This is a genomic window from Bacteroides sp. 2201st1_D9_2201SCRN_220225 (genome assembly GCF_040928965.1).
GTDB lineage: Bacteria > Bacteroidota > Bacteroidia > Bacteroidales > Bacteroidaceae > Bacteroides > Bacteroides stercoris.
In genome coordinates this window covers 2,659-28,621 of the sequence record NZ_JBCODG010000014.1, presented here as the reverse complement: position 1 = coordinate 28,621, position 25,963 = coordinate 2,659, and the positions used below count along the sequence as shown (strand labels likewise).

Sequence of the window (25,963 nt, the reverse complement as noted above, 5' to 3'; positions counted from 1 at the left end):
TCCTTCCGTATGTAAATCGCCCGGCGGCACGCCGCCGGAGGATTCGATTGCAAATATAACGATTTCATCCGGGTATCGACGACAACACGTGCGATTTTTAACAACCTTCCTGCCAAAGAACTACCCGCCGTCCTACAATTTCGGCCCCCGGGCGGGTTTGCGGGGCGCGACCTTCGGCTGCGCCTTCTTCTCCCTGGGCGGTTCGACGATCCGCAGTTTGAGTTTCTCCGTCTTACGGTCGTAACGCACCTCGCAGCAGTCAATCTCACCCGCAACCGATGTCCACACGTTGTTCACACGCACCGCGCCGCCCGAGTAGAGGGTCTTGTATTGTTCGTATTCGAGCGGCTGCCGCAATTTCGCGTCCACCTGACGGTGGAACGAGTAGATATTACGTCCCTTTGCTATTTCGTCGGGAACGTAAACCCGCAACTCGGGATGGGCGGCCTCGGCATAGAGGCACAGATCCGCCGTGCGAAGCTCCCTCGGAACCCACTGGATCATCCTCGGGTCGCCCCGCACGGCCGTATCGGCCACGAGCGGCGTGATGGCCGTCTGGGGAATGTCGTACAGCACCCCCGCATCCTTGCGAACGGCCTCCAACGCCACCTCCTCCGTTACAAGCCGGCGGTTCAGGTGCAGGACACTCATCAACCGGTGTATCTGCTGCGGGTCGTCCTGCTCGCGGAACACCTGCAAGACCAGGGCGGGGTCGCTCAACGCGCTGATAACCGAGAAATCGGTTTTGTCCTTCCCGTAGGTACGCTCGAAAGCCTCCCGGCTCATCTCCGGCGTCCGGGCTTCGCGGGGGACGCCTTTCAGGTTTTGCGGGTTCTCCCGCACCAGGCTCATGTATAGATCCGGGCTTTTCATGCTCTCGGGCAGGTGGGCGATGGCATAGGGACTGCGCCGTATGGCCTCCATGCACAACTCCGGCGTTTTCCACTTCTCGGGGACATATTGCAGGTAGCTCCCGTCGTGCCCGACGGCCCGGCGGCACATCTCCTCGTTCTTGGCGTGGTCGGGAAGGTTGTAGAACAGCTCCGGCTCCAGGGCGAAAATTTCCCGGGCCACCCTCGGCGTGAGGAACCAGGGGTTCATGTTCTCCAAAAAATCGAAGGTCTTATCGTAATTCGTGCAATAGAACCCCAACACTTTCAGGTGTATCTCCTCGAAGGGGATATAGCGGAGGACACGCAGGTCGTCGGTACGGGCCAACGCCCGGTTGCAGACCTCCGGCGTGAGCTGTTCGGGGTTGAAAAAGCGGATGGCCAGGGGATCGCGCTCCAGCGCCATCCCGCACAGACGGTCGGTTTTCAGATGTTTCGGAACGTACTCCAGTGCCAGGTAGTTCGAGGACACGGCGGCCTCGCAGACCCGTTCCGTGCGTAATTCCTCCGGCACTTCATGGAGCAGGATGCCGTCCCCGCTGACGGCACGCAGGCAGACTGCCTCCGTGCGCAGTTCCACCGGCACGAGCGAAAGGCAGGACGCGTCCATCCCCACGCCGTGAAGGGCCAGTTCCTCGGTCATGACCTCCGGGGCAATGGAGGCGAAAATCTCGAACTTGTCCACGAACGACATCCCGAATTTTTTCAGCCCTTCCAGGCATATATCGGGATACGGAATGTAAGGGAGTATCTTGTAATCGGCACTGTCCACCGCTTTCAACGCCGCACGGCATATTTGCGGCGTCCTCAATTCCCCGGGGACGGCCTCCAGCACCAGACCGTTGCGCTTCACGGCCGCCATGCACAGTTCGGGGGTCTTCAACCCCTCCGGAACGTAATACAGCGCGTAGCTGTTGCTATCGACGGCGGCACGGCACATTTTCGGTGTCTTCAGACGGTCAGGGACGAATTTCAGTGTTTCGCCCCGGTGGCCGGCCGCGGCAAGACAAAGTTCCGGCGTTTTCATCGCTTCGGGAACGAACTCGATGTTGAAAGCCGATTTCTTGATGGCGAAACGGCAGACTTCCGCCGTTTTCCGATCCTCGGGCAGCGTCTCGAAAAGGTTCTCGCGCCACGGGTTCTCGTACACCCCCGTATCGAGATAGGCTATATCTATTCTCTCTTGCTCTGTCATGGTTTTCAGTATTTATGGAAAGCGCCCGGGTGACGGGCGCTTCTCTTGGTTAGACATATTCCGTTATCGTTCCGTTTCCTCCGTCCCGTTCTCGCTCTGGAACGTGAAGGAGGTCTTCACGACCTGACCCGTGTTGTCCTCGACATAGACGTCGATGGTCTGCTGGTCATCGCTGCGCGATGTGTAATAGAGGCGGAACACCTCACGGTCGAGCGGATAGCGGTCGTTGGGCAGGAACACCGTACCGTCGTCCATCCTCAACTCACCGCGCCCGTCGGGCTGGAAATAGCGGATCGTGTAACGCGCGCCGTCATATCTCCCCTCCCGCACGAGCGTGCAGCGGATTTCAGCGGTTTCACCAACGGAGATTCGCTTCTGAACGGGCATCGTTTCCAGAGAGAACGTGTACGCCTGCTGTATATCCAGCCCGTTGTCGCAGGATGCGCATAAAAGACCCAGGGCGGCGATCCAGACCGCCAGGGCCAATATCTTTTTCATCTTTTTCATGTCGCTTGCAAGTTTAATGGATTATGAATTTCACGCCCAGGCCGAACTGCGCGTGGAAATGTCCCGTTGTAGTGCCCCATAGGATACGCTCACGCCCCGTCAGCGAGAGGATAATCCTGTCGGTCAGGTACGCATCGACCTCCAGCGTGACGGCCCCGCCATAGAGGAAACGGTCGCGGTGGCGGAGCGTAGAGCCGTCATAGAGCCGCCTTTCGCCCCGGTTCACACTCTCGTAACCGACCAGCGCCGAGCCGCCGAGGTAGAAGAAAAAAGTCCTGGACGGGTCGGCGAGGAACCTGTAATAGTAACCGCCCTCGGCCGTGAACTGCGCCACAGGGATACGTTCCGACTTGTAGGGGTAATAACGGTTCAGGAACTCCGCGCCGAACACCCACTTGTCGGCATTCTTCGCGTAGCGGCTCATGGCCAGCCCGAACCAGTAGCCCGTTTCGCTGCGGCTGTCCCGGGTATAGAAGCCGTCGGTCATGCCTCCCCGTATTTCCAGCCCGCGCATGGCGGGCAGGGCACGCTGGGCGTGCGCCCCGTCCGAAAGGAGGAGGCATAACCCCAGCGTGAGAATGAATATCGCCCGTTTCATATCACTTTACCTTTAACTCGTTGATAACACGTGCGCGCACCAGGTCGGCATTCTCTACCGTGAAAGTCTGGTGTCGCCCGCCCTGCTGCTCGTGCAGTTCCACGACCAGCTGCTTGTCGTCGGCCAGCGTGAACTTCGGGAGCGTGAAGACCATGCGCTCGGTACGCTTGCCGCCGATGACCTGCACGTTGTTGTACGCACGCACGGGCCATACGACCTGCTCCTGAATGGCCGTGCGTTTGGCCACCTTCTTGTCCGTAATCTTGAACGTCAGGTAGTCCACGTTGAAAGGCACGTTGGAGGAGTTTTTCAGTTGGAGGTGGAAATAAAGCAGGTCGTTATGCACGTAGATACCTTTGAGGAGGTATTGTACCCCGAAACGCTTGCAACCGATATGCTTGATCTCGCGGCGGTCATTCTTGTAAATGGACTGCATGATCAGTTTGACCAGCAGCGGAGATTCGCATCCCAACTCCTGCAAATAGATGTCCAGCGCATTATTGGGGCGGTTTACCGCCTCCCCGTCATGCAGGAAGTCCGCCATCTCGACCGACAGTTTCACCGGCTCGTCGGCATACTTGACATTGAAGCTGTAATAGGCCCCGTCCTCGGTAATGACCGAAAGGTTGCTCTCGCGCGAGAAATCACGCAGGGCCGCCTTTACACGCAGCACGTTTTCCGTGCCGTCGGCTTTCGCCGCCAGAAGATCCGAAGACCCCAGATCGACATAACGGATGGCCGAGGGGAAAATCACATGAACGGTCTTGCTGAACGTCACCTCCAGCGCGTAGGGCGGGATAACCCGGTTGAAGGTCAGCGGACGGGTAAGACCGTCGTACAAATCGCCCGTGGAGGGCTTTTCCTGCGCGTGGGCAGCGAACATGCACCCGATAAAAGCGAGTGCCAGAAGAATCTTTTTCATACTCGATAAATTTTTGATTGTTGATAAAAATGGATTTTTTCAGTGGTGTACGGAAGTACGTCGTTTGTACCCTTATTGAAGGGGCGGGAGCAGCAGGACGCTGTAACCGGCCTTGAGCGTGACCTTGACCGAGCGCATCTTCTTGCTCACGTATTGCGACACGCCCTGGATGGCGCTGCGCCCCAGGTCGGAAAGCAGTTGCGAACCGGCATCGTCCGTGATCGTGATACTGCTGCCCATGCCCGCACCCATATTGGCGGCGATCTCCTTCACGGCATTGAGTTCTTCCGACCCCGGCACGGGAATACCCTCGTTGCCGTTCGTGTCATAGACCGACAGATCGACCGGAACGACCGCCCCGCCGTGCTGGACAGCGCTGACCTTGACCGTCAGCCGTTCGCCGTTGATCCTCGCCGCCCCCGTTACGGGCGTACCCGAGGGGATGAGCAGCTCTCCCGCCATCATCGGTTCCAGCAGCCGGAAAGTAACCTCCCCGCCATCGGTGAGCGTCACGGTTTGCTGCACGGCGGCACGGATACTGTTGCGCTCGGGCTCGCGAAGGTCGCTCCCCACCGTGTTGAAACCCCAGTTCCGGGGCTTGACGAACTCACGGGCGAAGACCGAATCGGGCAGCGGGGCGGCGAGCAGCGACACGATGTTACGGCGCACCTGGCGCACGGGCTGCACGGAAGCCTTGCCGGAAACGGAGGCTTTCTGACGCGGGGCTTCAGGGGCCTGACCGCCATTCATGTAGCGGGCGGCGATCTCGTAGGACTTCTCCAGCAGCGCCACCTGCTCCTCCTGGGCCGTTTTCTGCGCCTGCTGTTCTTCCAGGCGGCGTTCCAGTTCCTCGATGCGGGCCTGCATCTCGCGCTCTTCCCCCGTTTCACCGGCGGTCTCCTCGTAGAAACTGCCTAGCTGGCGGTTGATGTCGGCATAGGCGGCACGGGAAGTCCGGAAAGCTCCCGACGAACCGCCGGCAGGGCCGGAAGACTTATCCGGCACGGCAGCGGGCATGACGGGCTCTTCCTCCTCGTCCTCCATCCCGAACGCGAAATCCTGCAAGGAGCGCATCTTTTCCCGTTCCCTGCGCCGCATCTCCTCCTGCACGTAGGCATCACGCTTGTCCGAGAGGATACCCTCCGATTCCGGGGTCGGCAGCTCCGTGTTGAAACCCGCCGAAGGCTCCTCCCGTTCTTTTTCGCCGGGGGAGAAGATCAGCCACATGCACCCGGCAAAGGCCAGGAAAAAGAGCGGGAAGACCACCAGCTTCTTCCGCATCTGTATCTGCCGGGGCGTGAGTTCCTTTTTCCCCGCCTCCGGCTGTTTATTCTGTTTTTCGTTCGTCGTCATAATTGAAATCTTTTAGATGTTTTACACTGTCGGCCTCCTGCCGTTGTCTTAATTCCAGTTCCAGCCGCTCGATATGCCGTATCTGCATCCGTTCCCCGGCTCCCTTGCCGAAGCGGTAGATGGAAGACACGGTAAAGTAGAGCGACAAGACGGAAAAGAACAAGAGCAGCGTGAGGATCACGATAATCCGCTTATCGGGCGAGAGCGCCCCGCAAGCGCGGCGCAGGTGGTCTTCGACCCACTCCCCGAAAGCCTTTATTCTCTTCTTTGCCATAGCCTTATCTTTTTAATGTACGTAAATCGCGGTTCTCCAGAATCTCGAATTTCTCCATGATGAAACCCTGCGGGTTATTGTCCGAACGCCCCGAGTTGATCAGCTCGCAGCGCGTGACCAGCGAACGCTCGGTGATGTTGCTCTCGCGGACAATCATTTGCCGGGCATAGGTCATGGCCCGGTAGGGATAGGCGTTGAAGTCGCACACCACGGAGTCCACCTCGATACGCTGGCTGATGTTCCCCGACACCACACGGTTGTAGTAACCTTTCTCCTGCATGTCCTGGTAGTAGGCGAAGGCGCTCTTATCGACCAGGAACAGCGCGCGGTTGATGTTGCTCTCGATGGCCGCACGGTCGGGCGAGAGGGTGAAGAACAACTCGTGAAAACGCCGGATATGTTCGCGCGCCTCCACGGGGCGGTTCTGGCTCAAATCCTGCGAGAGCGCCAGCATCAGCGACTTGCCCCCGTCCAGGACGTAGATCTTCTCGCGCTGCTTTTCGGCGAAACGGAAGCTCGCGACCACGCTGAACACGGATACCAGCGCGCACAGGCAGAGGAACACGATACCGAAAAGCCGAATCTGCCTGAAACTTGTTTCGATGTTTTTTAATGACTTGAATTCCATTGTCCAAATTGTTATGAATGATTATTGTTACCTTGTGTTGCCAGGTTGCGCCCGTTGGGGGCACTGCCCGAAGCCGGGCCACCGCCGCCGTTACCGGAGGAGGAACCGCCACCGCCGCGACGCCCGAACGTGCGGCCGATCATGTTGCCGGCGATACCGCCCGCGACACCCGTGGCGAATGCCCCGGCCTTGTTGATACCGCCCATAGCCCCGCCGGCTCCGCCCGACTGGATCACCCACTCGGCAACGGTGGGGATCGTGAAATAGCCTATGATACCTATAATCAAAAAGATAATATAGACACCGCTGCCGCTGTCGGGAATGTAGTTGGGGTCTTGCAGGGCCAGGACGTCCGCCTGGAGCATCAACGTCTGGATCTTGGCCAGCACCGCGGAGAACAGGTCGGCGATGGGAAGCCAAAGGTACACGCTGATATAGCGGGAAATCCAGCTCGCGAGCGTCGAGTGGAAGCCGTCGTAAATGGAGAGGGCGAACGACAAGGGCCCCAGAATCGACAGCACGACTAAAAAGAATGTCCGCAGCGTGTCGATGGTAAGCCCCGCGGCGTTGAACAACAACTCGAAGAAGTCCCGGACAAGCTGCCGGAAACCGGCCTTGATGTCGTACCACGTGCGTTCGGCCCACATGCTGATAATCTCGCCCAAATCCGTGATACCCATATCCGCAAGCCGTTGTTCATACACCTCGTCGTCCACTAACCAAGCCTTGCCCTCGCGCCTGCGGGCTTCGGCTTCCAAATCGTCCTTCTGTTGCTGGTATGCCTGCAAATCCAATGTCTGCCCCTCCAGTATGGCGTGCGTGCCCTGCACCACGGGCGACATCACGGCGTTGATCGTCCCCAGAACCACGGTGGGAAAGAACATCACGCACAAGCCGATGGCGAAAGGCCGCAGGAGCGGGAACACGTCGATAGGCTCCGCATTGGCCAGTGCCTTCCATACCCGGTAAGCCACGTAAAAGAGCGCACCCAGGCCGGCGATACCTTTCGCCACCCCGATCATGTCGCCGCATAGCGGCATCATCTCCTGATACAGGTTCCGGAGAACCTGGTGTAAATTGTCGAAATCCATGACTGCCTCCGTTTTCAGGTTACCAATATCTGTCGTTCGGGTTCCCGTAAAGTGCCAGCACCCGGTGCGCGTCGCCCTTTTCGCGGCTGCGGATGAAGGACACGGAGATGGTCTTGCGCGTGTAATAGCGCGTGAGGTTGCGGTACTCCAGCATCTTCGTGTAAACCTGATCCACCACGTCCATCCGCTCCTTGTCCGAGAGCGAGAGGCCGTTGCCGCCGGTTATGACCGTCTTGAGTTCCGCCACCAGCGCGCCGCCCTCCTCCAGCAACCGGGCGTAACCCGCCGAGATCGCCGCCAGCTCGTCCACCGTGAAGTTCGGGTCTGAAACCATACGGTTGAATCCCGAGGTGTAGATTTCCGTGATCTCGCTGACCATTTCGAGCGTCAGCTTCACCTTCCGGGCATCCTTGATGATGTTATGCACCGATTTGAGGGCGTCGTAGTAAGCCTTGCTCTGGTTATAAATCTTGATACTCTCTTGCAGCGACTTGACCATGTTGGTCGCCGTGGTCGAGCTTTGAACCGCGCTCTTGATGTTCTGAACGAGGTTCGACGGGTCGATGACCGTCCACTGCGCTTTTGCCTGGTACGTGAAGCAAAGAAGCCCCACGAACAGCGTTAAAATCAATCGTTTCATCCTTTTCATTATTTAATTCGTGAATACTTGGGCGGTCATTCCGACGCCCGGTAATAATCCCCGTAGGCGGAGAGCTGGAGCACCTCGCGCCCCGCATCGTAGGCCAGGGCGACATACCCGTAGAGGTCGAAGTAACGGATACCTCCCCAATACTTCCTCACGGGACGGGAGAAGCGTGTCCCGTCCTTGTAGGACACCTCCACGTAAAAACCGCCGCCCCGGCGTCCCGGGTTGCGGTAGATGCGAACCCGGGGAGAACCCGAGCGGCTTTCCCACTCGCCCGCCACCTCGTACAGCGCGAAGTCCAAATGCGCCGCCGTGGGGTCTGATCCGATACACTTGCGATACATGGCCTGCCCTCCCTTTAACGTTTGCCCTCGGCGAGCTGCCTGATCGCCAGTTCCATATCACCGCCCAGCTCGCCGGCAAGCCGCTGTACCTCCACTTTCTCCGTTTCCTCGGTCGTGTAGGCCAGGTACTCCGGGACGCTGACCTCCGTGGCATAGACCGCCGACTGAACGCCGCCCAGACCGATCCAGACCTCCTTGTATTTACGGGAAGGGTCGTTGGACTGGTTGATCGAGAGAATCTGCGCCTTCTCCTTGTCGGTCAGCCCCAACAAGGACTGAATCGCATCGAAACGGTTCATGAACTTGCGCTGGTCGAGCAGGATCTTGCAGTCCGAGTTGTTGATGATCGCCTCCTTGACCACCGGGCTGGAAATGATGTCCTCGACCTCCTGCGTCACAACGATGGCCTCACCGTAGTATTTGCGGACTGTTTTATACATATAACGCAGATATTCAGCCATATTGGCCGTAGAGAGCGCCTTCCAGGCCTCCTCGACGATGAGCTGTTTGCGTACCCCCTTGAGCCGTCTCATCTTGTTTATGAAAGCCTCCATGATGATAATGGTGACCACGGGAAAAAGCTCCTTGTTTTCCTTGATGGAATCCACCTCGAAGACCACGAAGCGCTTCGAGAGCAGGTCGATGTTGGCCCGGGAGTTCAGAAGGAAGTCGTAGCGTCCGCCCTTATAATACTGCCGCAGGGTGATGAGCATGTTGTCGATGTTGAAATCCTCGCGGCTGACCCGGATCTCCCGCTCCTCCAGCTCGCGGCGGTAGTCGTCCCGCAGGTACTCGTAGAAACTGTCAAAACACGGCACGATATTCCGGTCGGCGCGGATACGCTCGATATAGGCGTTCACGGCACTGCCCAGCTCGCCGCTCTCGGTCTTCGTGATCTTGTCGTCCTCGGTTTTCCAGAGTGTCAGCAGCAGCGTCTTGATGCTGTCCTTCTTCTCCACGTCGAAATAGTAGTCGTCGGTGTAGAACGGGTTGAAACTGATGGGATGTTCCTCGGTATAGGTAAAATACACGCCGTCCTCACCTTTGGTCTTACGCCGGATCAGCTCGCAAAGACCCTGGTAGCTGTTACCGGTATCCACCAGCACGACATGCGTGCCCTGCTCCCAGTATTGGCGGACTAAATGATTCATAAAGAATGACTTGCCTGACCCCGAGCCGCCTAACACGAATTTATTCCTGTTCGTAATGATCCCTTTTTTCATCGGTTCGTCCGAGATGTCCAGGTGCAGGGGCCTGCCGCTTACGCGGTCGCACAGCTTGATGCCGAAAGGGCTGGACGAGGATTTATAGTTGGTTTCCTCCGTGAAGAAACAGACTGCGGGCTCGATGAACGTGTAGAACGATTCCTCGGCGGGGAAATCCCCCGCGTTGCCCGGCATACCCGCCCAGTAGAGCGTGGCGGCGTCCACGGTGTTGTGGCGCGGGCGGCACTCCATCAGAGCGAGCTGGCTGCCCACATCATTGCGGATATGCCGGAGCTCCTGCACGTCGTCCGACCAGGCCAGCACGTTGAAATGGGCCCGGACGGATTGAAGACCGAACGAGTGCGCCTCGTTGAGATACTGGTCGATCCACTCCTTGTTTATCTGGTTCCCGCGGGAGTAGCGGGAAAGGGACTGCATGTTACGCGCACGTTTCTCGAACATACGCAGGTTTTCGTCGCTGTCTTCCAGGAACACGTACTGGTTGTAAAGGTGGTCGCAGGAAAGCAGAAGCCCCACGGGGGCCGCGAACGAGAGCAGGCAGTCCGAACGGTCGGTGGAAAGACGCTCGTAACGGGTATCCGTACCCACGCGCCCCGGCAGGTCTTCCGTGTCCGAGAGCGTGTGCAGGCACACCCGTTTGTTACCCACGCGCAGAACCTCGGCCCCCAGCTCGATGTCCTGAAGAGAAGTCGTCTCCGAGAGCGAGAGGGAAAAGTACCGCTCCAGCAGGCCCGGACAATCCGCCGTACCCGTGATCTCGTCCCCCGTGAGGCGGACAAGGGTCAGGAAACCCGAATCGTTCAGAATACGCTCGAACTGTTCCGCCGCCTCCAGGAATTTTGTCGCCGACTCCCGGTTTACCTCTTTGGGAATGATGTTGCCCCGGCAGAGGGTCGAGAAGTCTGAACGCATGTGCATACGCTCCCTCGTCGTTTTCGTCAGGTAAAGGAAGCAGGCGTGGGTCAGGAACGGACGCTCGTTGAAATGCCGCTCGTAACTGCGGGAGAGGAAACTCATGTCCCCCTCGCCCGTGGCCGGGCGGTAACGCTCGCGGATGAACCAGTCCTGCTTGTGTACCACGCTGTATTCGGGCAAGACCTTCAGGGCCTTGCACCAGGCGGCGTGGATCGCCTCGTACTCGGCGGACGTGACGGTGAACAGCTCCGGGAGTTCGACCCGATAGACGACCGTTATGTCCGCGTCCTTGCTGATGATACAACCGCCTTCCACGGCCAGGAGCGGGAACTTGCTTTCCAGCGTGGTGGCTTTCAAGATGTTTCTCATACGCGGCCCCCCTTTCTTTTCAGCAACCGGCGCAGGGACTTGCGGTTGAGCAGGTAGCGGGGATGCCGGCGCGCGGCGAGCAGCTTCATCAGCCCGTGTTCCCCGTAACGGGCGTTCAGGCGGAAGGTAAGCCAGACCAGCACCGAAGCCGCCGCAACGCCGAAAGCGATACATACCCACTGATCGACCCCTGCCATGTAGAGGATGACGAACACCACGAAGACGGCCAGCAGGCCGCCCGCGAAGATGAAGAGGTACTGCGCCTTCAGACCCCGGAACTCCACGCTCTTGCCGATTCCCTTGTTGATTCCATATTCCATAATTATTTGCATGACAGGTTGGACTACAAGAAGAAAGAGCGTAGGATCGTCGCGGCGACAATCAGGAAAATACACGCGCCGAACCAGCTCGCGGCGGTCTTCGACGTGTCGGGGTCGCCGCTCGAAAACTTGTTATAGACCTTGATGCCCCCGATAAGGCCGACCACAGCCCCCACAGCGTACACGAGTTTCGTGCCGGGGTCGAAGTAACTGGTTACCATGTTGGTAGCCTCCGTAATGCCGGCGATGCCGTTGCCCTGCGCGAAAGCGGAGGAGATGGCGGCAAAGAGAAATGCCGCCGGAAGAAGAATCTTGTTCTTTCTCATAACTCGATAATGTTTGAATTGTGGCGCGGGGATGGATAGGCCCCGCACCGGGTTAAACTTCTTGATTCGGATTTTTTCAGTGGTTCGAGGATAGCCTCACGCGCTACCCGTAGTCTTTTTCTTTCATCGTGATGTCATTATGGGGTTAAACAAACTCACGGACGTCGAAACCCGTGGGAACCGAACCCTGCAGAGATGGGCTTTCCGCAGACCTCTCGGACATACGCCGGTGAAAGGCCGAGAGGTAGGTGTCGATCAGGGATTTTACCCTGTCGTTCCCGTCGGGGCGGCCCGAAACGATGACCTCGAACATGTCGGTCTGTTTCAGGCCCAGGAGGACACGTCCCGTTTCCTCCCTTTGCTCGTCTGTTGAAGGTGGATCGTGTACCACGTGGCGGTAGGCTTCGCCCATCTGTTCAAAACTAACCCCCTGGGCAAGCGAGCGGCCCAAAAGGGGCAGCTCTTCGGTGTCGTCTTCATCCTCGTCATAATCCGGCTCCTCCGCGTCCGCATCCGGGAAAGATTCATCGTACAGCGGAAAGTCGATTTCCAGAGGTTCGTTAGGCTCCCCCTCGGGAGCGACACCGAACACTTCATCCAGGTCTTCCGGCGGAATCTGCCGGGGGTGTTCGGGTACATTCGTGGGCACAAATATATCGGCTTTTTCCGTAACTTTTTCAGTTTCAGATTCTACGGCAGCTTGTGGCCGGGAGTGGCGCGGGTCGAGGACAAAGCGGCTCCTGCCGATGATCTCCTGCCGGCAGGGAGTGTCTTCGGCAACGATCCCGTCTGCCGGTTCGTTGCGTTCCATCCGCCGCAGGCGGAAAAACGCCCACAAGGCATACCCCACGGCAAAGAGGGGCAGCAGCCACAACGCCCCGTTCATCGCTCCTCCGCTTTGGGTTGCCGGGAGGCCACGGCCTCGCGTTCCTCGAAAAGCCGCTCGATGGTTTCCCGGTTATCGTCCAGGTGCGCCTTGAGAACCTTGTCCACGTAGGCCGTGATCGTCACGTCGCCACGACCGATGACACGGGTGATCTCGCGGATACGCTCGTGATACGACGGACGTATCTTCACGTGCTTGTTACCGGCGAAAGGCAGCCGCAGCAGGCAGATGTAACGGGCCAGGTACTCGGCCTCGGGGGTGGGGACAGTCCCCACGGCGACCTCCCCCGAAGGGCCGTCGGGGACGATAAGGGTTTTCATCCTGCGCCGGTAGCGGCACACGCGGAAGATGAAGGGCACGGCGACACAAAGGACAGCCGCCAGGATAACAGATAAAATAATTGCCTTGTCTGACATGATGGATTGTTTTTAATAGGTTGTAAATATTGGGTTCATAACTAAAAAATATCGGAGTTCCGTTTCTTGTAGAGTTCCGAAATTTCCTCCTGATAGGTAGCGAAATGCTGCTCCAGCACATTGTCCAGGTAGCTATACAGCGAGAGTTCGTTCTTACCGATAACCTGCACTATCCGGGTTATACGCTCGTGAAACTCCTTGCGGATATACACCGTTTTGCCGCTTCGGGTATTGGAGGGGGCGTTCCGGATAAAAAGACGCTCGTAATCCTGGCCTTTCCCTCTTCGGCGGCGGCCCTCCTCTTTCGTAGCCGACGAGGAGGCGGCCTCGCCGGACGGTTCCGATAGAGCCGATGCCTCCTCCTCTTTTTCCGGCGTGTAAGGATGTAATGGCCGGTTTCGACTTTTGGCCTGGCTGATGATGAAGGAAGCGTCCAAACCGTCGTCATGTTCTTTTCCGCTCATAAGATCCTACTTTAACAGTTCGATCAATTCATCCACGAGTTTATCCAGGTTGCTGCCCCGGATCAAAGAACGGTCTGCCGGGAAGAGCGTGGAGCGGAAGACAGAGCGACGGCTGGCGTTCTGCTCACGACGAAAACGCTTGGTGTCAGGCAGGAAGGTCTTCAGAACAGGAAGATCCAGCTCTTTCATTACCGCCTCGTAAACCTGATATAATTCTGTCTTCTCACGCCCGTCCACCATGTTCCATAGCATATACAGCCCTTTCATCCGGGACTTCTCGCGGCCCATGATATGCTCCTTTACCACAACCGCGTAATTCAGGGTGCTTTCCATGACAACCCGGTCGGCACTGATCGGGGCGACGAGATAATCCATTCCGGCCAGGGAATGAATCAGATCCTCGTTATTGATCGTACCGGGAAGGTCGAAGAACACATAATCGAAATCACCTTGCGGCAGGAGGTAGTCGGCATCGGCCAACGCCTCTTTCGTGTTGCTTTCCACGACAGGATAGGCTTTCTTTTGAAGCCGGGTGAATTGTTCGTAAGCTAACCTCTTGTAATGTTCGTCTTCGAGGGCAAGCTTCAGGTCACGTTCCCGCATCTCCACGATGGAGTGTTGGGGATAATCGCAGTCGATGACCGCGACATTGAAACCCTTTACATAGTGCAGGTAAGAGGCTGCCAGCACCGTGAGGGTGGTTTTGCCCGCTCCGCCTTTCTGGGTGGAGAAGGCCACGAATTTCGTTTTCTCTTTCATTGTTCCATGCGTTTTTAGTTATACAATCGGGTAATCGTTCATCTCTTCACATATCCGGGCAAGTGACGGCATGAGATTTTATGCAGGTATGCCGGCACGCATATATGCCGGTGCGCTGGCAGGCTGTTACGCCGGTATGCCGGTGCATGGGCGCGTGTCCGATTTTATACTCATGCGCAACCGCATTTGCTTATCCGGACAAAGACCCGCTTTTTCCTCTGCACACGGTGTTTTCTGCATCCGTCCGCACGTGTGCGGACAGGGGGATGTGTCATTGCCCGTATCCGTTCTCACGTGCAAAGTAAACCCTTAAAAACACGGGTTGTATGCTCTTTTTCCGCTATGGCCGCGTGTGGCGTCAAAGTGGACGCAAGTGGCGTAATCGCTTATGGCACAAGTGATTGACCAGGTCGGTATCTTTGCCTCGTGAATGATCCCGACGCTAATGAAGCCGTCCTTGCCCCGTTTTACGGCGGCTCTTTCAATGTTCTGTCCGCGAGCGGGCAGAAGGTATTTGCAAAGGGCAAATAGCAAGCTGTGTTTTCTGCTGCACGATTCTCGTTTTGCAGCAGAAAACAGCTTGCCCGCAAGGGGGAGAAAGCACCTCCGGAGTCGGTGCTTTTCAGAAGGGCGGCAAGCCGCGAAGGGATCGGAATTTTCAGGAACCGGTGGGGCCCTGGCCTCTCCTTAAAATTTCGATGCGATGGAAAAGAACAGAAAGCCCCGAGGGGGCAAAGGGGGACGACCCGCGAAAAACGACCCGGCCGTTTACCGCTTTTCGGTAAACTTTTCAGCCGTGGAACATGCCCGTTTCCTCGACCTTTACGAGCAGTCCGGGCTATTGTCCAAAGCCGCTTTTATCAAAGCGAGAGTGTTCAACGAGGCGTTCCGGGTGGTAAAGACCGACCGGGGAACGCTCGAATACGTGGCGAAGCTGACCGCTTTCCACGCCCAATTCCGTGCCGTGGGAACGAATTACAACCAGGTGGTGAAGGAGCTGCACGCGCATTTTTCCGAGAAGAAAACACTCGCGCTGCTCTATAAACTGGAGAGAGCGACACGTGAACTGGCGGCCGTCGGGCAGCAGGTCGTGTCGCTCTCCGAAGAGTTCAAACAGCGATGGTAGCCAATATCACCACCGGAAAAGACGTGTACGGCGCGCTGGCGTACAACCAGGAGAAAGTCGATCGGGGCGACGGGAAGGTGCTGCTGACCCACATCGTGAGGGAGCCGGCGGATGGGCGCTTCAACGTGGCCGCGACGGCAGAAGACCTCCTGCGCTGGATGCCCTCGCACTACCGGACGGAAAAACCCGTCGTGCACGTGTCGCTCAACCCGGCTCCCGAAGACCGCCTCGACGACGGGCAACTCGCGGAGATAGCCGGGGCCTACATGGAGCGCATGGGCTGGGGAGGACAACCTTATATCGTATTCAAGCATACCGACATCGGACGGGAGCATATCCATATCGTGTCGGTGCAGGTGGCCCAGGACGGGCGCAAGATAAACGACAGCAGGCGCAACGAACGCAGCGTGGCCGTTACCGAGGAACTGGAACGGGAGTACGGACTGCATCCCGCCAAAGGGAGAAGGCGGGAGAAAGGGCAAGGGATCGTCCCCGCCGATTACACGCGGGGCGACCTGAAACGCCAGGTGGCAGCGGTAATAAAACCGGCCGTGGCGACATACCGCTTCCAGACCCTCGGCGAGTTCCGGGCATTGTTGTCCTTATATAATATAGGTATAGAGGAAGTCCGGGGAGAGCGGAACGGAACCCCCTACCGGGGATTGCTCTACACGCTGCTGGACGAGAACGGGGACAAGGCAGTGGCCGCGCCGCTCAAATCCTCACTGTTCGGTAAAGAGGTCGGGTATGACGGGCTGGAACGGCACATGGAGCGCAACGCCGAACGGTTCGGGAAGGACGACACGAGGAGGCAAATCCGTGGCCGGGTCGATAAAGCGCTTCGGGGAGAACCCACGGAGGAAGAACTGCGCGAACGCCTGCGGGGAGCCCGGGTGGATCTCTACATACGACGCAACGAAAACGGCCGCATCGTGGGAGTGACGTTCATTGACCACGAAACACGGACGGTCGTGAACGGATCACGGCTGGGAAAGGCATACTCGGCCAACGCCTTCGAGCTGCGCTTCGGCGGGAAACGGAATCCCGGGGAAAACACGAGGGACTTGTCCCCGAAACAAGCGCCTGCCGGACGGGACGGGCAACGGAAGCGGAATACCTCACGACGGAGGAAAGTATAACATCTCAATTATCATTCATTTATTAAATTTTACGGTTATGCAACAGGAAGACGACCTTCGGGGTCTTGCAAAAACAATGGATTTCATGCGGGCATTGAGTATCTTGTTCGTGGTTATCAACATCTACTGGTTCTGTTACGGGCAGATACGGGAATGGGGAATCAATATCGGCGTGGTCGATAGGATTCTGCTGAACTTCGACCGCACCGCGGGGCTGTTCCGGAATATACTATGGACGAAACTTTTCGCCGTCGTGTTCCTCGCCCTTTCATGCCTCGGGACAAAAGGAGTAAAAGAGGAGAAAATTACCTGGCGGAAAATCACGGCATCGCTGGCCACGGGAGGCGTGCTGTTCTTCTTCAACTGGTGGCTGCTGGACTTGCCGCTGACGGCGATGGCGAACGCGGCTTTCTACATACTGACCCTATCGGCCGGGTATATCTGCCTCTTGATGGGCGGCGTGTGGATGTCCCGCCTGCTGAAGAACAATCTCATGGATGACCCTTTCAACAACGAGAACGAATCATTCCAGCAGGAAACACGCCTGATCGAGAACGAGTACTCCATAAATCTGCCGACGAAATTTTACTATAACAAACAGTGGAACAACGGGTTCGCCAATGTCGTAAACCCGCAAAGGGCTTGCATCTGCATGGGAAGCCCGGGCAGCGGGAAGAGTTATTGTGTTGTAAACCAGTTCATTAAACAGCAAATCGAAAAGGGCTATACCCAATACATCTATGACTACAAGTTTCCCGATCTTTCGGAAATCGCTTACAACCACCTGCTGAATCACCAGAAAGGTTACAAGAAAATCCCGACTTTCTACGTCATAAATTTCGACGACCCGCGCCGCTCGCACCGCTGTAACCCCATTCACCCGGACTTCATGACCGATATTTCGGACGCCTACGAGAGCGCCTATACCATCATGCTCAACCTGAACCGAAGCTGGGTGCAGAAGCAGGGCGATTTTTTTGTGGAAAGCCCCATTATCCTTTTTGCGGCCGTGATCTGGTTCCTGCGCATCTACGACAACGGGCGGTATTGTACCTTCCCGCACGCCATCGAGTTCCTGAACAAGCGGTACGAGGATATTTTCCCGATTCTGACATCCTACCCGGAACTCGAAAACTACCTCAGCCCCTTTATGGATGCCTGGCTCGGAGGCGCTCAAGACCAGCTCCAGGGCCAGATAGCATCGGCCAAAATTCCGCTTTCCCGCATGATTTCGCCCCAGCTATATTGGGTCATGTCGGGCGACGATTTCACGCTCGACATCAACAACCCGGACGATCCCAAGATACTCTGCGTGGGGAACAATCCCGACAGGCAAAACATTTACGGAGCGGCTTTGGGATTGTATAATTCCCGGATTGTCAAGCTCATAAATAAGAAAGGCCAGCTCAAATCGGGCATCATCATCGACGAGTTGCCGACAATCTACTTCAAGGGACTCGACAACCTGATCGCCACGGCCAGAAGCAACAAGGTCGCCGTGCTGCTGTGCTTCCAGGATTTTTCACAGTTGAAGAGGGACTACGGGGACAAGGAGGCCGCCGTCGTGATGAACACGGTGGGCAACATCTTCTCCGGGCAGGTCGTAGGTGAAACGGCCAAGACACTCTCGGAACGGTTCGGTAAGGTATTGCAGAAGCGGCAGAGCATGACGTTGAGCCGCAGCGACAAATCGACATCCATATCCACGCAGCTGGACAGCCTGATCCCGGCCTCGAAGATCTCGACGCTCACGCAGGGAATGTTCGTCGGGGCCGTGGCGGACAATTTCGACGAACGTATCGAGCAGAAGATTTTCCACTGCGAGATTGTCGTGGACAACGAAAAAGTGAAAGCGGAAACGGCCCGGTACAAGAAGATACCACAAATTACCGACTTCACGGACGAGAACGGGACGGATCACATGAAACAGGTCGTGCAGGAAAACTACGAACGTATCAAGGCAGAGGCCGGCCGCATCGTCGCCGAGGAACTGGAACGTATCAAGAACGACCCGGTGCTTTGCAAGCTCCTGCCGGAACAGAACTAAATGAACACAAACACCCCGCAAACAACCTCCGTTACCTTAACGGGGGCTGTTTCCTGGTTTTATAACCGTACAGCCGGTGTTTTGGAGCATAAAGTAGTGATTATGTGAACAGAAAACATTATTTTTGTGTTCGGAATCCTTTTAATTATAAGTATGACAGTTGCCGATATATACGAAGCAATGAACAGCAAGGCGGAAGCGTTTTTCGAGTGGTTGCAGGCTCACCCGAAATACGGGTTGCTGTTTGGTGTCGGGTTGCTTGCCCTATGGCTTGCAGGGTTGCTGTTCCGTTGGAAATGGGCATGTGAGTGGCAGTTTCATGGAAAGCTATGGTTCTTTGATGATTGCAAACCCGAAACACGCCGCAGGGTTCAGATTGTGTTGGTCAGCGTTCTGATTATACTTATATTGGTTGGTTTCTTTGTATGGAGATAACGGTATGGAAAAGGACAATCGCAAATACCGGATCTGCTTCATCGACTATATGTGGTATGTAGCCGAGATATGGCACGAAAGGGAGCGTACCAATCTCAACGGACGTATGCTACTGTTTTGGTGCTGGCTCTTCGTCCTACTCATACCGCTTGGTTTTCCACCGATATTGCGCCTTTTCGGCTGGATGATTGGTTTGGCCATAGTGATTCCTCTCTGCTTTCTTCCCGATTTATTCTGCAAGCTACGCTATACAGCCGGACGGCGTGAAGCGCTCCGTGAACATTACGGGAAGATGAAACATCCCGGCAGGAAGCTCGCCAAAATAGTTCTTATCGCTATCGCCCTGATCGTGGCAAATGTAGCGCTGATGTTCCACCTCGGATTTATACATTGGGCATGATGAAACGGCAGGAGAATAAGCAACGGTTTTATCTCTGGGATTACCTCTGGTGGGTCGGAGAGCGGTTGCACGAATACCACCTTCGCATCACAGGAGAGAGTATGCTGTTTATGTATTTCAATTTTTTGTTGTATGTTCCGGTCATGTCGTTGCTTGCGTTTGCGAGGGTTTACCATACGTTTCAGCAATGTATGTGGGGTGTCTATTTAGTCCTTGCACTGGTGTATGTGATATGGGGTGAAAAGCTTTACGGAGTCCGCAGGCGCAAAGCCGTCATGAGCCACTATGCTGATAGAAGATTCAAGCCTGCAACAGGTTTTCTCCTTTTCTTCCTGCCAGTAATGTTTTTTGTGGCTATGATTATCACAATCGTTTCATTGATGAAATAAATAACGGCATGAAGAATAACGGCAGACAACGGTTCTATCTCTGGGACTACCTCTGGTGGATGGGGGAGAAATGGAAGCAGGCAAGACGAACAGGCAGGGTCGATGGCGAAATGATGCTCTCGATTTATATCTTCGCTCTTTTGATATTCCCTATGATGACTGTTACTATCCGGCTTTTTCCAGGTGTGTCGGCATTGTTGCCATGTGTCTTTTAGCATTGTCACATTTGCCGTTATGTCGCTCGTCAGCAGGATTTACAAATGGCGAGGCAAAGCAGTGATGTCTCACTATGCCAAGTGCAGGTTTAACGAACTCCTTGCGGTTCTGTTATTTTTCCTTGCGATGGCCATTATCTGCTTTATGATGTATCTTCTTGACAAAAAGTGATACATACTTTGATACGGACTCCGGGCCGTTATATCGAATGGTCTAACTCGATGTACCAGTTTCCCTTGATGGGCTTGTAAAGCGTGGTGTCGTTGTACGTCCTGCGGTAGATCTCGTTCAGGTCGCCATGTTCGGTGATACGGATATTCCGACGGCTTCTCAATCCGGGATCGTAAACGAAACTCTTGGACGTTCCGGCATCCACGATGCCGTGGGAGTAGTACGGCATAACGAGGCTCACATATACCGAATCTGCCGTTCCCCATTCCCTGCGATCAACAAGGATAAAACCGCATCCAATCTCTGATAACAGGGAGTCGAGTAGGATTCGCTCCGGCTTCAACAGTCCATATACCGGGATGTCTTGTTCATCATTCGTTTCATGGGATGTATCGCTTTGCTCCATTGAATCAAGTATAATAACCTCTTCCGGAGAAAGCGGCGGGTAGTGAAAACTACCTTCTGAACTCTCTGCCATGATTTCGTACACCTTACGGAACGCCACCTCATGCGTGGTGAAATGGCGTATCATTTCCTCGTCCGACGGCGGCATGGGAGGCTCTCCGCAGCTTACGGCAAGCAGGATTACAAATAACAGGATTATGACTGGTGTTCTCATTTTCTAATGTTTAATGTTCTGTGGCTAACCAATCTTGTTTAGGGAGTTGAGCCATTTGTTAATAGCATCCAATCTGTTATTCTGTTTAATGGTATCTTCATTTCTACATAATTTGATTTGCCGAATAACAGAGTTCTGCATAATTGAATCGGATTTGAAAAGCAGTTCTAAAACGGCTTCATAACATTTGGAATATCTGGACAATTCATCCAATATATTTGCGTCTTTTAGAATATACAGGTTGAAATTGTACACAAATGACTTGTAACTGAAAATCTCCGACTGTAATGCTGCTGCATCAAGACAAGTATAAAACAATTCCTTATCGTGCTGATATAGCCACATATAATCAGATGGGTTCAGGTTGTAGTGCAATAAAGTTTCCGAACGGACAAATGGAAGCCCCGTATTTGAGCCTACCAGATAACGGTATGTCTCATTGACTATTGACTCAACTATTTCAATGGATTCTGATTGTTTGTCCGATTCCCGTATTTCTGTAAATGTATCGGCAATAAGAACTTCCACATCCTGCGATTTGTAATATATACCGTTTTTTTGCCAGCGGAATCTACGGATATATTCTTCAGAAGTCGGACAACAGAACAGTAAAGTATTTAACAATCGGTTCAGATATATTCGCTTATCTGGAATATGACAACGGTGTAACCCTATTATGGAGCCATAAGCGTATAGCTTTCCAAACTCGTTTTCCTCCGAATTTGAATTTTTAGGCATGTAATACAACCGCACAATATTGGAAATGAAATAATATATATCAAGATATTTCAATGTATCAGCCGATTCTCCATATTTGTTAAGTAAATGCCGCTCCAGTTTCTCGCCATACCATAAGTAGCCATCGGGATTTATTTGAAACAACCGATGAAACTTAGGTCTTGATAATGAAAAGTTCTTGTTTCTACTTTTCATTCGTTCCAGTAAGGCGACAATAATTCTATTCGTTATATCCATAGCTGTAATGTTCAATAGCGTTCCGCTTTAAGCAGTAGTGCTGTTTGTTACTAACGAATTCATTCATTAATTGATGCTTTCATTTTTTCTACAATTACATCAATATATTGTTGTGGAATGTTTTTATTTTTATAGTTCTCAATAGCATCAAGAATACTTTGTTTCAATATCTCAACACATTGAGAATCATTTGCTGTTTCAAATTTATCAAATGGGAGTAGAATTTCCAATTCTATCCGATTACGTTTTTTCGAATATCGACTTAATGGATTTGTAGTAAATCCTTTTAAGCAGAATACATAGAAACTTAGTTCATTAATATATGAAATATCACATAGACAATCCATATATTCTATTACAGAGTTTCTTGCTTTACGAAACTTATCAGAAATACTATGTTCCAATTCACCTCCAATAAAAACTTTCATACAAATTTGTTATCGTTAGTAATGTTCGGCGGATAATCATCATTAAAGGAGATTGATCCGCTTGTTATCTGCCCGCTTTATTCCTCTTCTTCGATGAAATGATTTATAAAGTAATTGAATGACTGGGCGATGTAACGAGTATTTGTTTCAAAGTTGTATTCTCTTGAAGCGTTTTCGTCCCACTCGTCAGTCAAGTAATAGTAAATCTTTTTATTCTTCAAGTTCAACGCATAATAGTTTCCACCCGAATCCATAGCAAAAGGCAACAGATTGCATGGCATTAAATTCCTACTCCATATATCTTTGGCTATGACTTCAATTGTTTCAAAAGCATTGGTGCGTTCCTTTATCGGAAAGAACGCATTTATCTCCACCCGATCCAAATCCTCGTCCTGCGGTTGATAACAATATGGTGATGGCATACCACCGTTGAACTTGAGGTAAAAGTTCTTCATGCCTGCCGGAATCTTTACATTCAACTCAACCTCAAAATTCTTTATATCTTCTTTTGTTAGCGAAGCCGAACAGTCCGAAAGTTCAGGCATTACACCTGCTGTCTCCGTTTGTCCCTCTTCGATTTCTTCTATTGCTGGAATTGCTTTGTGCCCGTCCAAAACAACGAGATTGTCAAAGAAATCATCTATTGAATTTGCAACAAGTCGTGGCTCTCCAAAATTGAAGATTACATCTTGCATCCCCACAATAGGGTAAAGATAGATCTTTCCATTAACCAAGTCTATGGTAATCCGACCTTCATCGGTAGATTCCATAGCAAAAATAAGAATGCTATCAGATATAGCTCCTGCTTTTCTTAACTCTAATGTTTCGCCTTCTGCCGTATATCTGGGGTCATTCTTAAAATCCTTGTTATATTTGAATGGGAAGAAATCTTCAATTTCCACCTCTTGATATTTATTTATGCTTGCGATCTGTTTCGTAGAACCTCCATTATATTGTAAATAGAACTCTTTCAGTCTTTCCGGCAAGGCATAACCCAATTTACTCTCTATTTCTTCAAAATCTTTGAGAGTAAGACTTTTTTGGCAATTTTCTAATTCTATTTTCATATTCATTCTTTTTATGGGCAGATAATGTTTGGTGGCTAACCGACCTTTAAGGGGAGGTTGAGCCGCTTGTTAATCGTCTTTATTGGATTGAATGTATTATTAAAGATACTTCGTCTTTTTGATAAAGATAAGTTTTTATTATACAAGATGTTTTTTGTAATGATAAAAAAACTTTAACCGACGCTTCACAATAGGGAGACAAAGAATCAAATAGGACTAATTCAGTAGAATCCCATTTTACTTCAACTTCTTCTATCGGTTCTGCCCCAGTTACTATATCATTCTCCAGAAGTTTTTCCACCGTTAGATAATCGGGAGCATACTTCCAACGAATTATTAAAATTGCTCCATCTTTATTTACTATGCGTGTAGCCATCGGTTCATCTCCCATTACCAATAAGACATGATTGTCTATATAGATTTTCCCCAAGTAATCTGTTACGCTACATATAGCATTGTAGTTTTCTTGACCCTTCCATTGATGGGCATATTGTTGCTCAACAATGACAAATGGGCTTCCTGATGTTTCAATCCAATTATTCATATTTTTCTCAGCGATTAATGTTTGGCAGCGTGCCGCTTGTTCAGTCGGTTTGCTGTTTGTTATCGTTGTTAAAGAATCTTCTTACATCATAATTTGCGATAGTTCTTGCCAATGATTTAGGAGATACTCCATAGTTATTTTTTATATCGGGATTAGCCCCATTTTTCAAAAGTTGTTCGATAAAGAAGCCATCTCCACGGTATCGCATAACGGCTTCCCATAAAGGAGTATTCCCATTTACATTTTGTATATCCAAATCTGCATTGCTATTCAGGAGTATTTCAAAAATATCTTGTAGCTGACACTGAACAGAAAGATATAATGCAGTCCGTCCGTCTTTTCTTTTATCATTTATATCCAATCCTTTTTTTATAAATTCGGATATAATCACACCTGCTGGATGTACAATACTATCATAGTTCATTATATAATAATGAAGTAGATTACTGCCATATTTGTCTTTACTTTTTATGTCATAATCTATTAGAGTCTGCATGAACTTATTTGAGTTATCACTCAATAATTCAAGTTTCATATCTTCTATTGTTTTCATTTTTTTTATTCTAATGTTGACAACGATAATGTTCGGCAGCGTTCCGCTTATTCAGTCGATCTGCTGTTTGTTATCAACTTATATTTTGTCTGACAACACCATGTTCATAAGCCAAACTATCACATTCTTTTTGCATATTGGTCAGAACATCTTCGACCACTTTTAAGGAAACTTCTTGTGGTACATTTATGGATACGAATGAAGAGAGATTAGAAATCTCTACCTTGCATCCCATATCAAGTAGTTTGTCTCTGACCATCTGCATACGTTTATCGTTAAAATGTACCCTCAATGTGCTATTTCCAGAGGGATTCACTATGGATTGAAAATGATATTCGCCATCTTCTTCTGTAACACATATCTCATCCCCCAAACTGATTCCATAGGTATAGAATGGCACATTATCGACAATATAGGTATCATTACTTGCCTTTTTGCACCACAAACCTTCAATAGAAAATGGTGGATAGCCATCTTCATCTTGTTCCAAGTGGAATAGCACTTTTATATGTTTGTCTTTTTTCATTTTATTCATTAATAAGTTGATAATGGCTGGCGAATAACTGATTGTTAGGGCAGTTCATTCGCTTGTTAGCAATAACTTATTATAATCCAAAATACCATTCCAAAAAAGAATTGAAGTCTTTCCATTGTGGAGACAACTTTCCATTCTGAAAATTGATTAGTTTCTCTCCCAATTCAATTTCAAGAACTTCTCCTGTATTACGGTTATAGAAAAAACCGCCTTCACCTTCAAAGCTATCAAGAGGTAAGTATTCGGAGGGAATGCCTAACACTGCTTGCCTTTCTATACCATAACTTAAATCATTAGAGTAAATTTTAAACCAACACACATTATAGATTTCGCCACATTGTCCTCGAAATGTTATTTCGGTAGTATTTAGATTAAACAGTGCAAAATCACTATTTAAATCAATTCCTAAATCAATCAAAGCCTTTTTATATGCTTTATCTTCTTTTTCTGAATATACACCTTGTTTATTCAAATAGTCTATCACTTTATTACTTAGCATGATTTGATGATATTTTATTTGTTTTACTTTATTGCTAATGTCCGGCAGATAAACCGCCTTCAATGTTTCATCTGTTTGTTAGCAACCTATTTTCTATCAATCTTTTGTAAAAGTTGATTGTAATACTTCTCTAACATTTTGATGTTATTTTTTCTGTCAATTTTTCCACTTTCATTATCTGTGTATGCAAACCACTTAAATAGCAATTCAACAAAAATATGTTTACCAATTTCTGTTAAAGAACTTTCCTTAATAATTGAAGGCATGATTAGGTTTCCTTCATTATCACATGGATTATCACACAAAAGCCCCTTTCCGTATGCGTAGTTTAATAAGTTCTGACAACAGACTTTTGCGTAGTCTTTATCTCTCTGACGGATTTGAGCTTCTATAAGTCCGTCAACATCAAAAATTATTTGGTCACTCATATTCTTTTTAGTTTGTAAAGTTGCTAATGTTTGGTGGCTAACCGACCTTTTTCTGGGGAGGTTTAGCCGCATGTTAATCGTCTTTATTGGATTGAATGTATTATTAAAGATACTTCGTCTTTTTGGTAATGATAAGTTTTTATTATACAAGATGTTTTTTGTAGTGATAAAAACACTTTAACCGATGCTTCACAATAGGGAGACAAAGAATCAAATAGGACTAATTCAGTAGAATCCCATTTTACTTCAACTTCTTCTATCGG

At 51.7% G+C, this 25,963-nt stretch carries 33 protein-coding genes and 2 pseudogenes; 8 read left to right on the top strand and 27 right to left on the bottom strand.

Annotated elements, in window-relative coordinates; all coding sequences use genetic code 11:
* Positions 1-132: 132 nt before the first annotated feature.
* The 17 genes from AB5903_RS06535 to AB5903_RS06455 all read right to left on the bottom strand — a co-directional run bounded on the left by AB5903_RS06535 (position 133) and on the right by AB5903_RS06455 (position 14,129).
* Positions 133-2,085 (bottom strand): DUF4116 domain-containing protein, encoded by a 1,953-nt coding sequence (locus tag AB5903_RS06535; protein WP_032558183.1) that lies wholly within the window; start codon positions 2,083-2,085, stop codon positions 133-135.
* A gap of 63 nt (positions 2,086-2,148) precedes the next feature.
* Complete coding sequence (locus AB5903_RS06530) at positions 2,149-2,592, bottom strand: DUF3872 domain-containing protein (protein ID WP_004295445.1); 444 nt, start codon at positions 2,590-2,592, stop codon at positions 2,149-2,151.
* A 13-nt stretch (positions 2,593-2,605) separates the two neighbouring features.
* On the bottom strand, positions 2,606-3,190 hold the full coding sequence (locus tag AB5903_RS06525) for a conjugal transfer protein TraO (RefSeq protein WP_368117698.1): 585 nt from the start codon (positions 3,188-3,190) through the stop codon (positions 2,606-2,608).
* Between the two features lies 1 nt (position 3,191).
* Positions 3,192-4,112, bottom strand: a complete 921-nt coding sequence (gene traN / locus AB5903_RS06520; protein ID WP_004303795.1) for a conjugative transposon protein TraN — start codon at positions 4,110-4,112, stop codon at positions 3,192-3,194.
* A 72-nt stretch (positions 4,113-4,184) separates the two neighbouring features.
* Positions 4,185-5,465, bottom strand: coding sequence for a conjugative transposon protein TraM (traM, locus tag AB5903_RS06515; RefSeq protein ID WP_008620140.1), 1,281 nt, complete (start codon positions 5,463-5,465; stop codon positions 4,185-4,187).
* A complete protein-coding gene (locus tag AB5903_RS06510; RefSeq protein WP_004295449.1) occupies positions 5,440-5,739 on the bottom strand; it encodes a TraL conjugative transposon family protein in 300 nt (99 codons plus the stop codon). Before AB5903_RS06510 ends, traM begins: the two co-directional genes overlap by 26 nt.
* Before the next feature lie 4 nt (positions 5,740-5,743).
* A complete protein-coding gene (gene traK, locus AB5903_RS06505) occupies positions 5,744-6,367 on the bottom strand; it encodes a conjugative transposon protein TraK (RefSeq protein ID WP_004295450.1) in 624 nt (207 codons plus the stop codon).
* Positions 6,368-6,378: 11 nt separating this feature from the next.
* Complete coding sequence (gene traJ, locus AB5903_RS06500) at positions 6,379-7,458, bottom strand: conjugative transposon protein TraJ (protein WP_007662673.1); 1,080 nt, start codon at positions 7,456-7,458, stop codon at positions 6,379-6,381.
* A 19-nt stretch (positions 7,459-7,477) separates the two neighbouring features.
* Positions 7,478-8,098 (bottom strand): DUF4141 domain-containing protein, encoded by a 621-nt coding sequence (locus tag AB5903_RS06495; protein WP_004295452.1) that lies wholly within the window; start codon positions 8,096-8,098, stop codon positions 7,478-7,480.
* Positions 8,099-8,133: 35 nt separating this feature from the next.
* Positions 8,134-8,448 carry a DUF3876 domain-containing protein gene (locus tag AB5903_RS06490; protein ID WP_032558181.1) on the bottom strand — a complete coding sequence of 105 codons (315 nt, stop codon included), beginning with the start codon at positions 8,446-8,448 and terminating at the stop codon, positions 8,134-8,136.
* Between the two features lie 14 nt (positions 8,449-8,462).
* Complete coding sequence (locus AB5903_RS06485; RefSeq protein WP_070753133.1) at positions 8,463-10,958, bottom strand: TraG family conjugative transposon ATPase; 2,496 nt, start codon at positions 10,956-10,958, stop codon at positions 8,463-8,465.
* Positions 10,955-11,281: a DUF4133 domain-containing protein gene (locus tag AB5903_RS06480; protein ID WP_032558190.1), complete on the bottom strand. Its 327-nt coding sequence runs from the start codon at positions 11,279-11,281 to the stop codon at positions 10,955-10,957. Before AB5903_RS06480 ends, AB5903_RS06485 begins: the two co-directional genes overlap by 4 nt.
* Positions 11,282-11,301: 20 nt before the next feature.
* Positions 11,302-11,604: a DUF4134 domain-containing protein gene (locus tag AB5903_RS06475; RefSeq protein ID WP_004319158.1), complete on the bottom strand. Its 303-nt coding sequence runs from the start codon at positions 11,602-11,604 to the stop codon at positions 11,302-11,304.
* A gap of 145 nt (positions 11,605-11,749) precedes the next feature.
* Positions 11,750-12,490, bottom strand: coding sequence for a hypothetical protein (locus AB5903_RS06470; protein WP_368117697.1), 741 nt, complete (start codon positions 12,488-12,490; stop codon positions 11,750-11,752).
* Complete coding sequence (locus tag AB5903_RS06465; protein ID WP_004295458.1) at positions 12,487-12,906, bottom strand: DUF3408 domain-containing protein; 420 nt, start codon at positions 12,904-12,906, stop codon at positions 12,487-12,489. The genes AB5903_RS06470 and AB5903_RS06465 overlap by 4 nt, the downstream gene beginning before the upstream one ends.
* A gap of 41 nt (positions 12,907-12,947) precedes the next feature.
* Positions 12,948-13,370: a DUF3408 domain-containing protein gene (locus tag AB5903_RS06460; protein ID WP_004295459.1), complete on the bottom strand. Its 423-nt coding sequence runs from the start codon at positions 13,368-13,370 to the stop codon at positions 12,948-12,950.
* Positions 13,371-13,376: 6 nt separating this feature from the next.
* On the bottom strand, positions 13,377-14,129 hold the full coding sequence (locus AB5903_RS06455) for a ParA family protein (RefSeq protein WP_007559008.1): 753 nt from the start codon (positions 14,127-14,129) through the stop codon (positions 13,377-13,379).
* A 70-nt stretch (positions 14,130-14,199) separates the two neighbouring features.
* Here AB5903_RS06455 and AB5903_RS06450 point away from each other — a divergent pair, with 70 nt between their 5' ends.
* The 8 genes and pseudogenes from AB5903_RS06450 (at position 14,200) to AB5903_RS06415 (ending at position 20,052) form a co-directional block, all read left to right on the top strand.
* Positions 14,200-14,442 carry a hypothetical protein gene (locus AB5903_RS06450; protein ID WP_007559006.1) on the top strand — a complete coding sequence of 81 codons (243 nt, stop codon included), beginning with the start codon at positions 14,200-14,202 and terminating at the stop codon, positions 14,440-14,442.
* Between the two features lie 390 nt (positions 14,443-14,832).
* Complete coding sequence (mobA, locus tag AB5903_RS06445; RefSeq protein WP_004295462.1) at positions 14,833-15,255, top strand: conjugal transfer protein MobA; 423 nt, start codon at positions 14,833-14,835, stop codon at positions 15,253-15,255.
* Entirely contained in the window at positions 15,249-16,394 is a 1,146-nt protein-coding gene (gene mobB, locus AB5903_RS06440) for a conjugal transfer protein MobB (RefSeq protein WP_004319166.1), read from the top strand. The genes mobA and mobB overlap by 7 nt, the downstream gene beginning before the upstream one ends.
* A 37-nt stretch (positions 16,395-16,431) precedes the next feature.
* Positions 16,432-18,441 (top strand): conjugal transfer protein MobC, encoded by a 2,010-nt coding sequence (mobC, locus tag AB5903_RS06435; protein ID WP_004319168.1) that lies wholly within the window; start codon positions 16,432-16,434, stop codon positions 18,439-18,441.
* A gap of 153 nt (positions 18,442-18,594) precedes the next feature.
* Positions 18,595-18,876 carry an Imm17 family immunity protein gene (locus AB5903_RS06430; protein WP_004295257.1) on the top strand — a complete coding sequence of 94 codons (282 nt, stop codon included), beginning with the start codon at positions 18,595-18,597 and terminating at the stop codon, positions 18,874-18,876.
* Positions 18,877-18,880: 4 nt separating this feature from the next.
* On the top strand, positions 18,881-19,276 hold the full coding sequence (locus tag AB5903_RS06425; RefSeq protein WP_004295258.1) for a hypothetical protein: 396 nt from the start codon (positions 18,881-18,883) through the stop codon (positions 19,274-19,276).
* Entirely contained in the window at positions 19,273-19,665 is a 393-nt protein-coding gene (locus AB5903_RS06420; RefSeq protein ID WP_008763921.1) for a hypothetical protein, read from the top strand. The genes AB5903_RS06425 and AB5903_RS06420 overlap by 4 nt, the downstream gene beginning before the upstream one ends.
* Before the next feature lie 8 nt (positions 19,666-19,673).
* Positions 19,674-20,052, top strand: a pseudogene (locus AB5903_RS06415) (hypothetical protein).
* Positions 20,053-20,080: 28 nt separating this feature from the next.
* Here AB5903_RS06415 and AB5903_RS06410 read toward each other — a convergent pair.
* The 10 genes and pseudogenes from AB5903_RS06410 to AB5903_RS06365 all read right to left on the bottom strand — a co-directional run.
* Entirely contained in the window at positions 20,081-20,671 is a 591-nt protein-coding gene (locus AB5903_RS06410; RefSeq protein WP_004295259.1) for a DUF4948 family protein, read from the bottom strand.
* Positions 20,672-20,695: 24 nt separating this feature from the next.
* A complete protein-coding gene (locus tag AB5903_RS06405; RefSeq protein ID WP_007662662.1) occupies positions 20,696-21,646 on the bottom strand; it encodes a hypothetical protein in 951 nt (316 codons plus the stop codon).
* A gap of 59 nt (positions 21,647-21,705) precedes the next feature.
* Positions 21,706-22,074, bottom strand: a complete 369-nt coding sequence (locus tag AB5903_RS06400; RefSeq protein WP_004295261.1) for an Imm44 family immunity protein — start codon at positions 22,072-22,074, stop codon at positions 21,706-21,708.
* 77 nt (positions 22,075-22,151) lie between these two features.
* Positions 22,152-23,147, bottom strand: coding sequence for an SMI1/KNR4 family protein (locus AB5903_RS06395; protein ID WP_004295262.1), 996 nt, complete (start codon positions 23,145-23,147; stop codon positions 22,152-22,154).
* Between the two features lie 73 nt (positions 23,148-23,220).
* Positions 23,221-23,685, bottom strand: a complete 465-nt coding sequence (locus AB5903_RS06390) for an Imm21 family immunity protein (RefSeq protein ID WP_004295263.1) — start codon at positions 23,683-23,685, stop codon at positions 23,221-23,223.
* 40 nt (positions 23,686-23,725) lie between these two features.
* Positions 23,726-24,238, bottom strand: coding sequence for an ankyrin repeat domain-containing protein (locus tag AB5903_RS06385; RefSeq protein WP_008763874.1), 513 nt, complete (start codon positions 24,236-24,238; stop codon positions 23,726-23,728).
* A gap of 73 nt (positions 24,239-24,311) precedes the next feature.
* Complete coding sequence (locus AB5903_RS06380; protein ID WP_016212891.1) at positions 24,312-24,764, bottom strand: DUF4265 domain-containing protein; 453 nt, start codon at positions 24,762-24,764, stop codon at positions 24,312-24,314.
* Positions 24,765-24,843: 79 nt separating this feature from the next.
* Positions 24,844-25,272 carry a hypothetical protein gene (locus AB5903_RS06375; RefSeq protein ID WP_008025569.1) on the bottom strand — a complete coding sequence of 143 codons (429 nt, stop codon included), beginning with the start codon at positions 25,270-25,272 and terminating at the stop codon, positions 24,844-24,846.
* 86 nt (positions 25,273-25,358) lie between these two features.
* Positions 25,359-25,700, bottom strand: coding sequence for a hypothetical protein (locus AB5903_RS06370; RefSeq protein ID WP_004295473.1), 342 nt, complete (start codon positions 25,698-25,700; stop codon positions 25,359-25,361).
* Positions 25,701-25,783: 83 nt separating this feature from the next.
* Positions 25,784-25,963 (bottom strand): annotated as a pseudogene (locus AB5903_RS06365) (hypothetical protein); the annotation flags it as partial.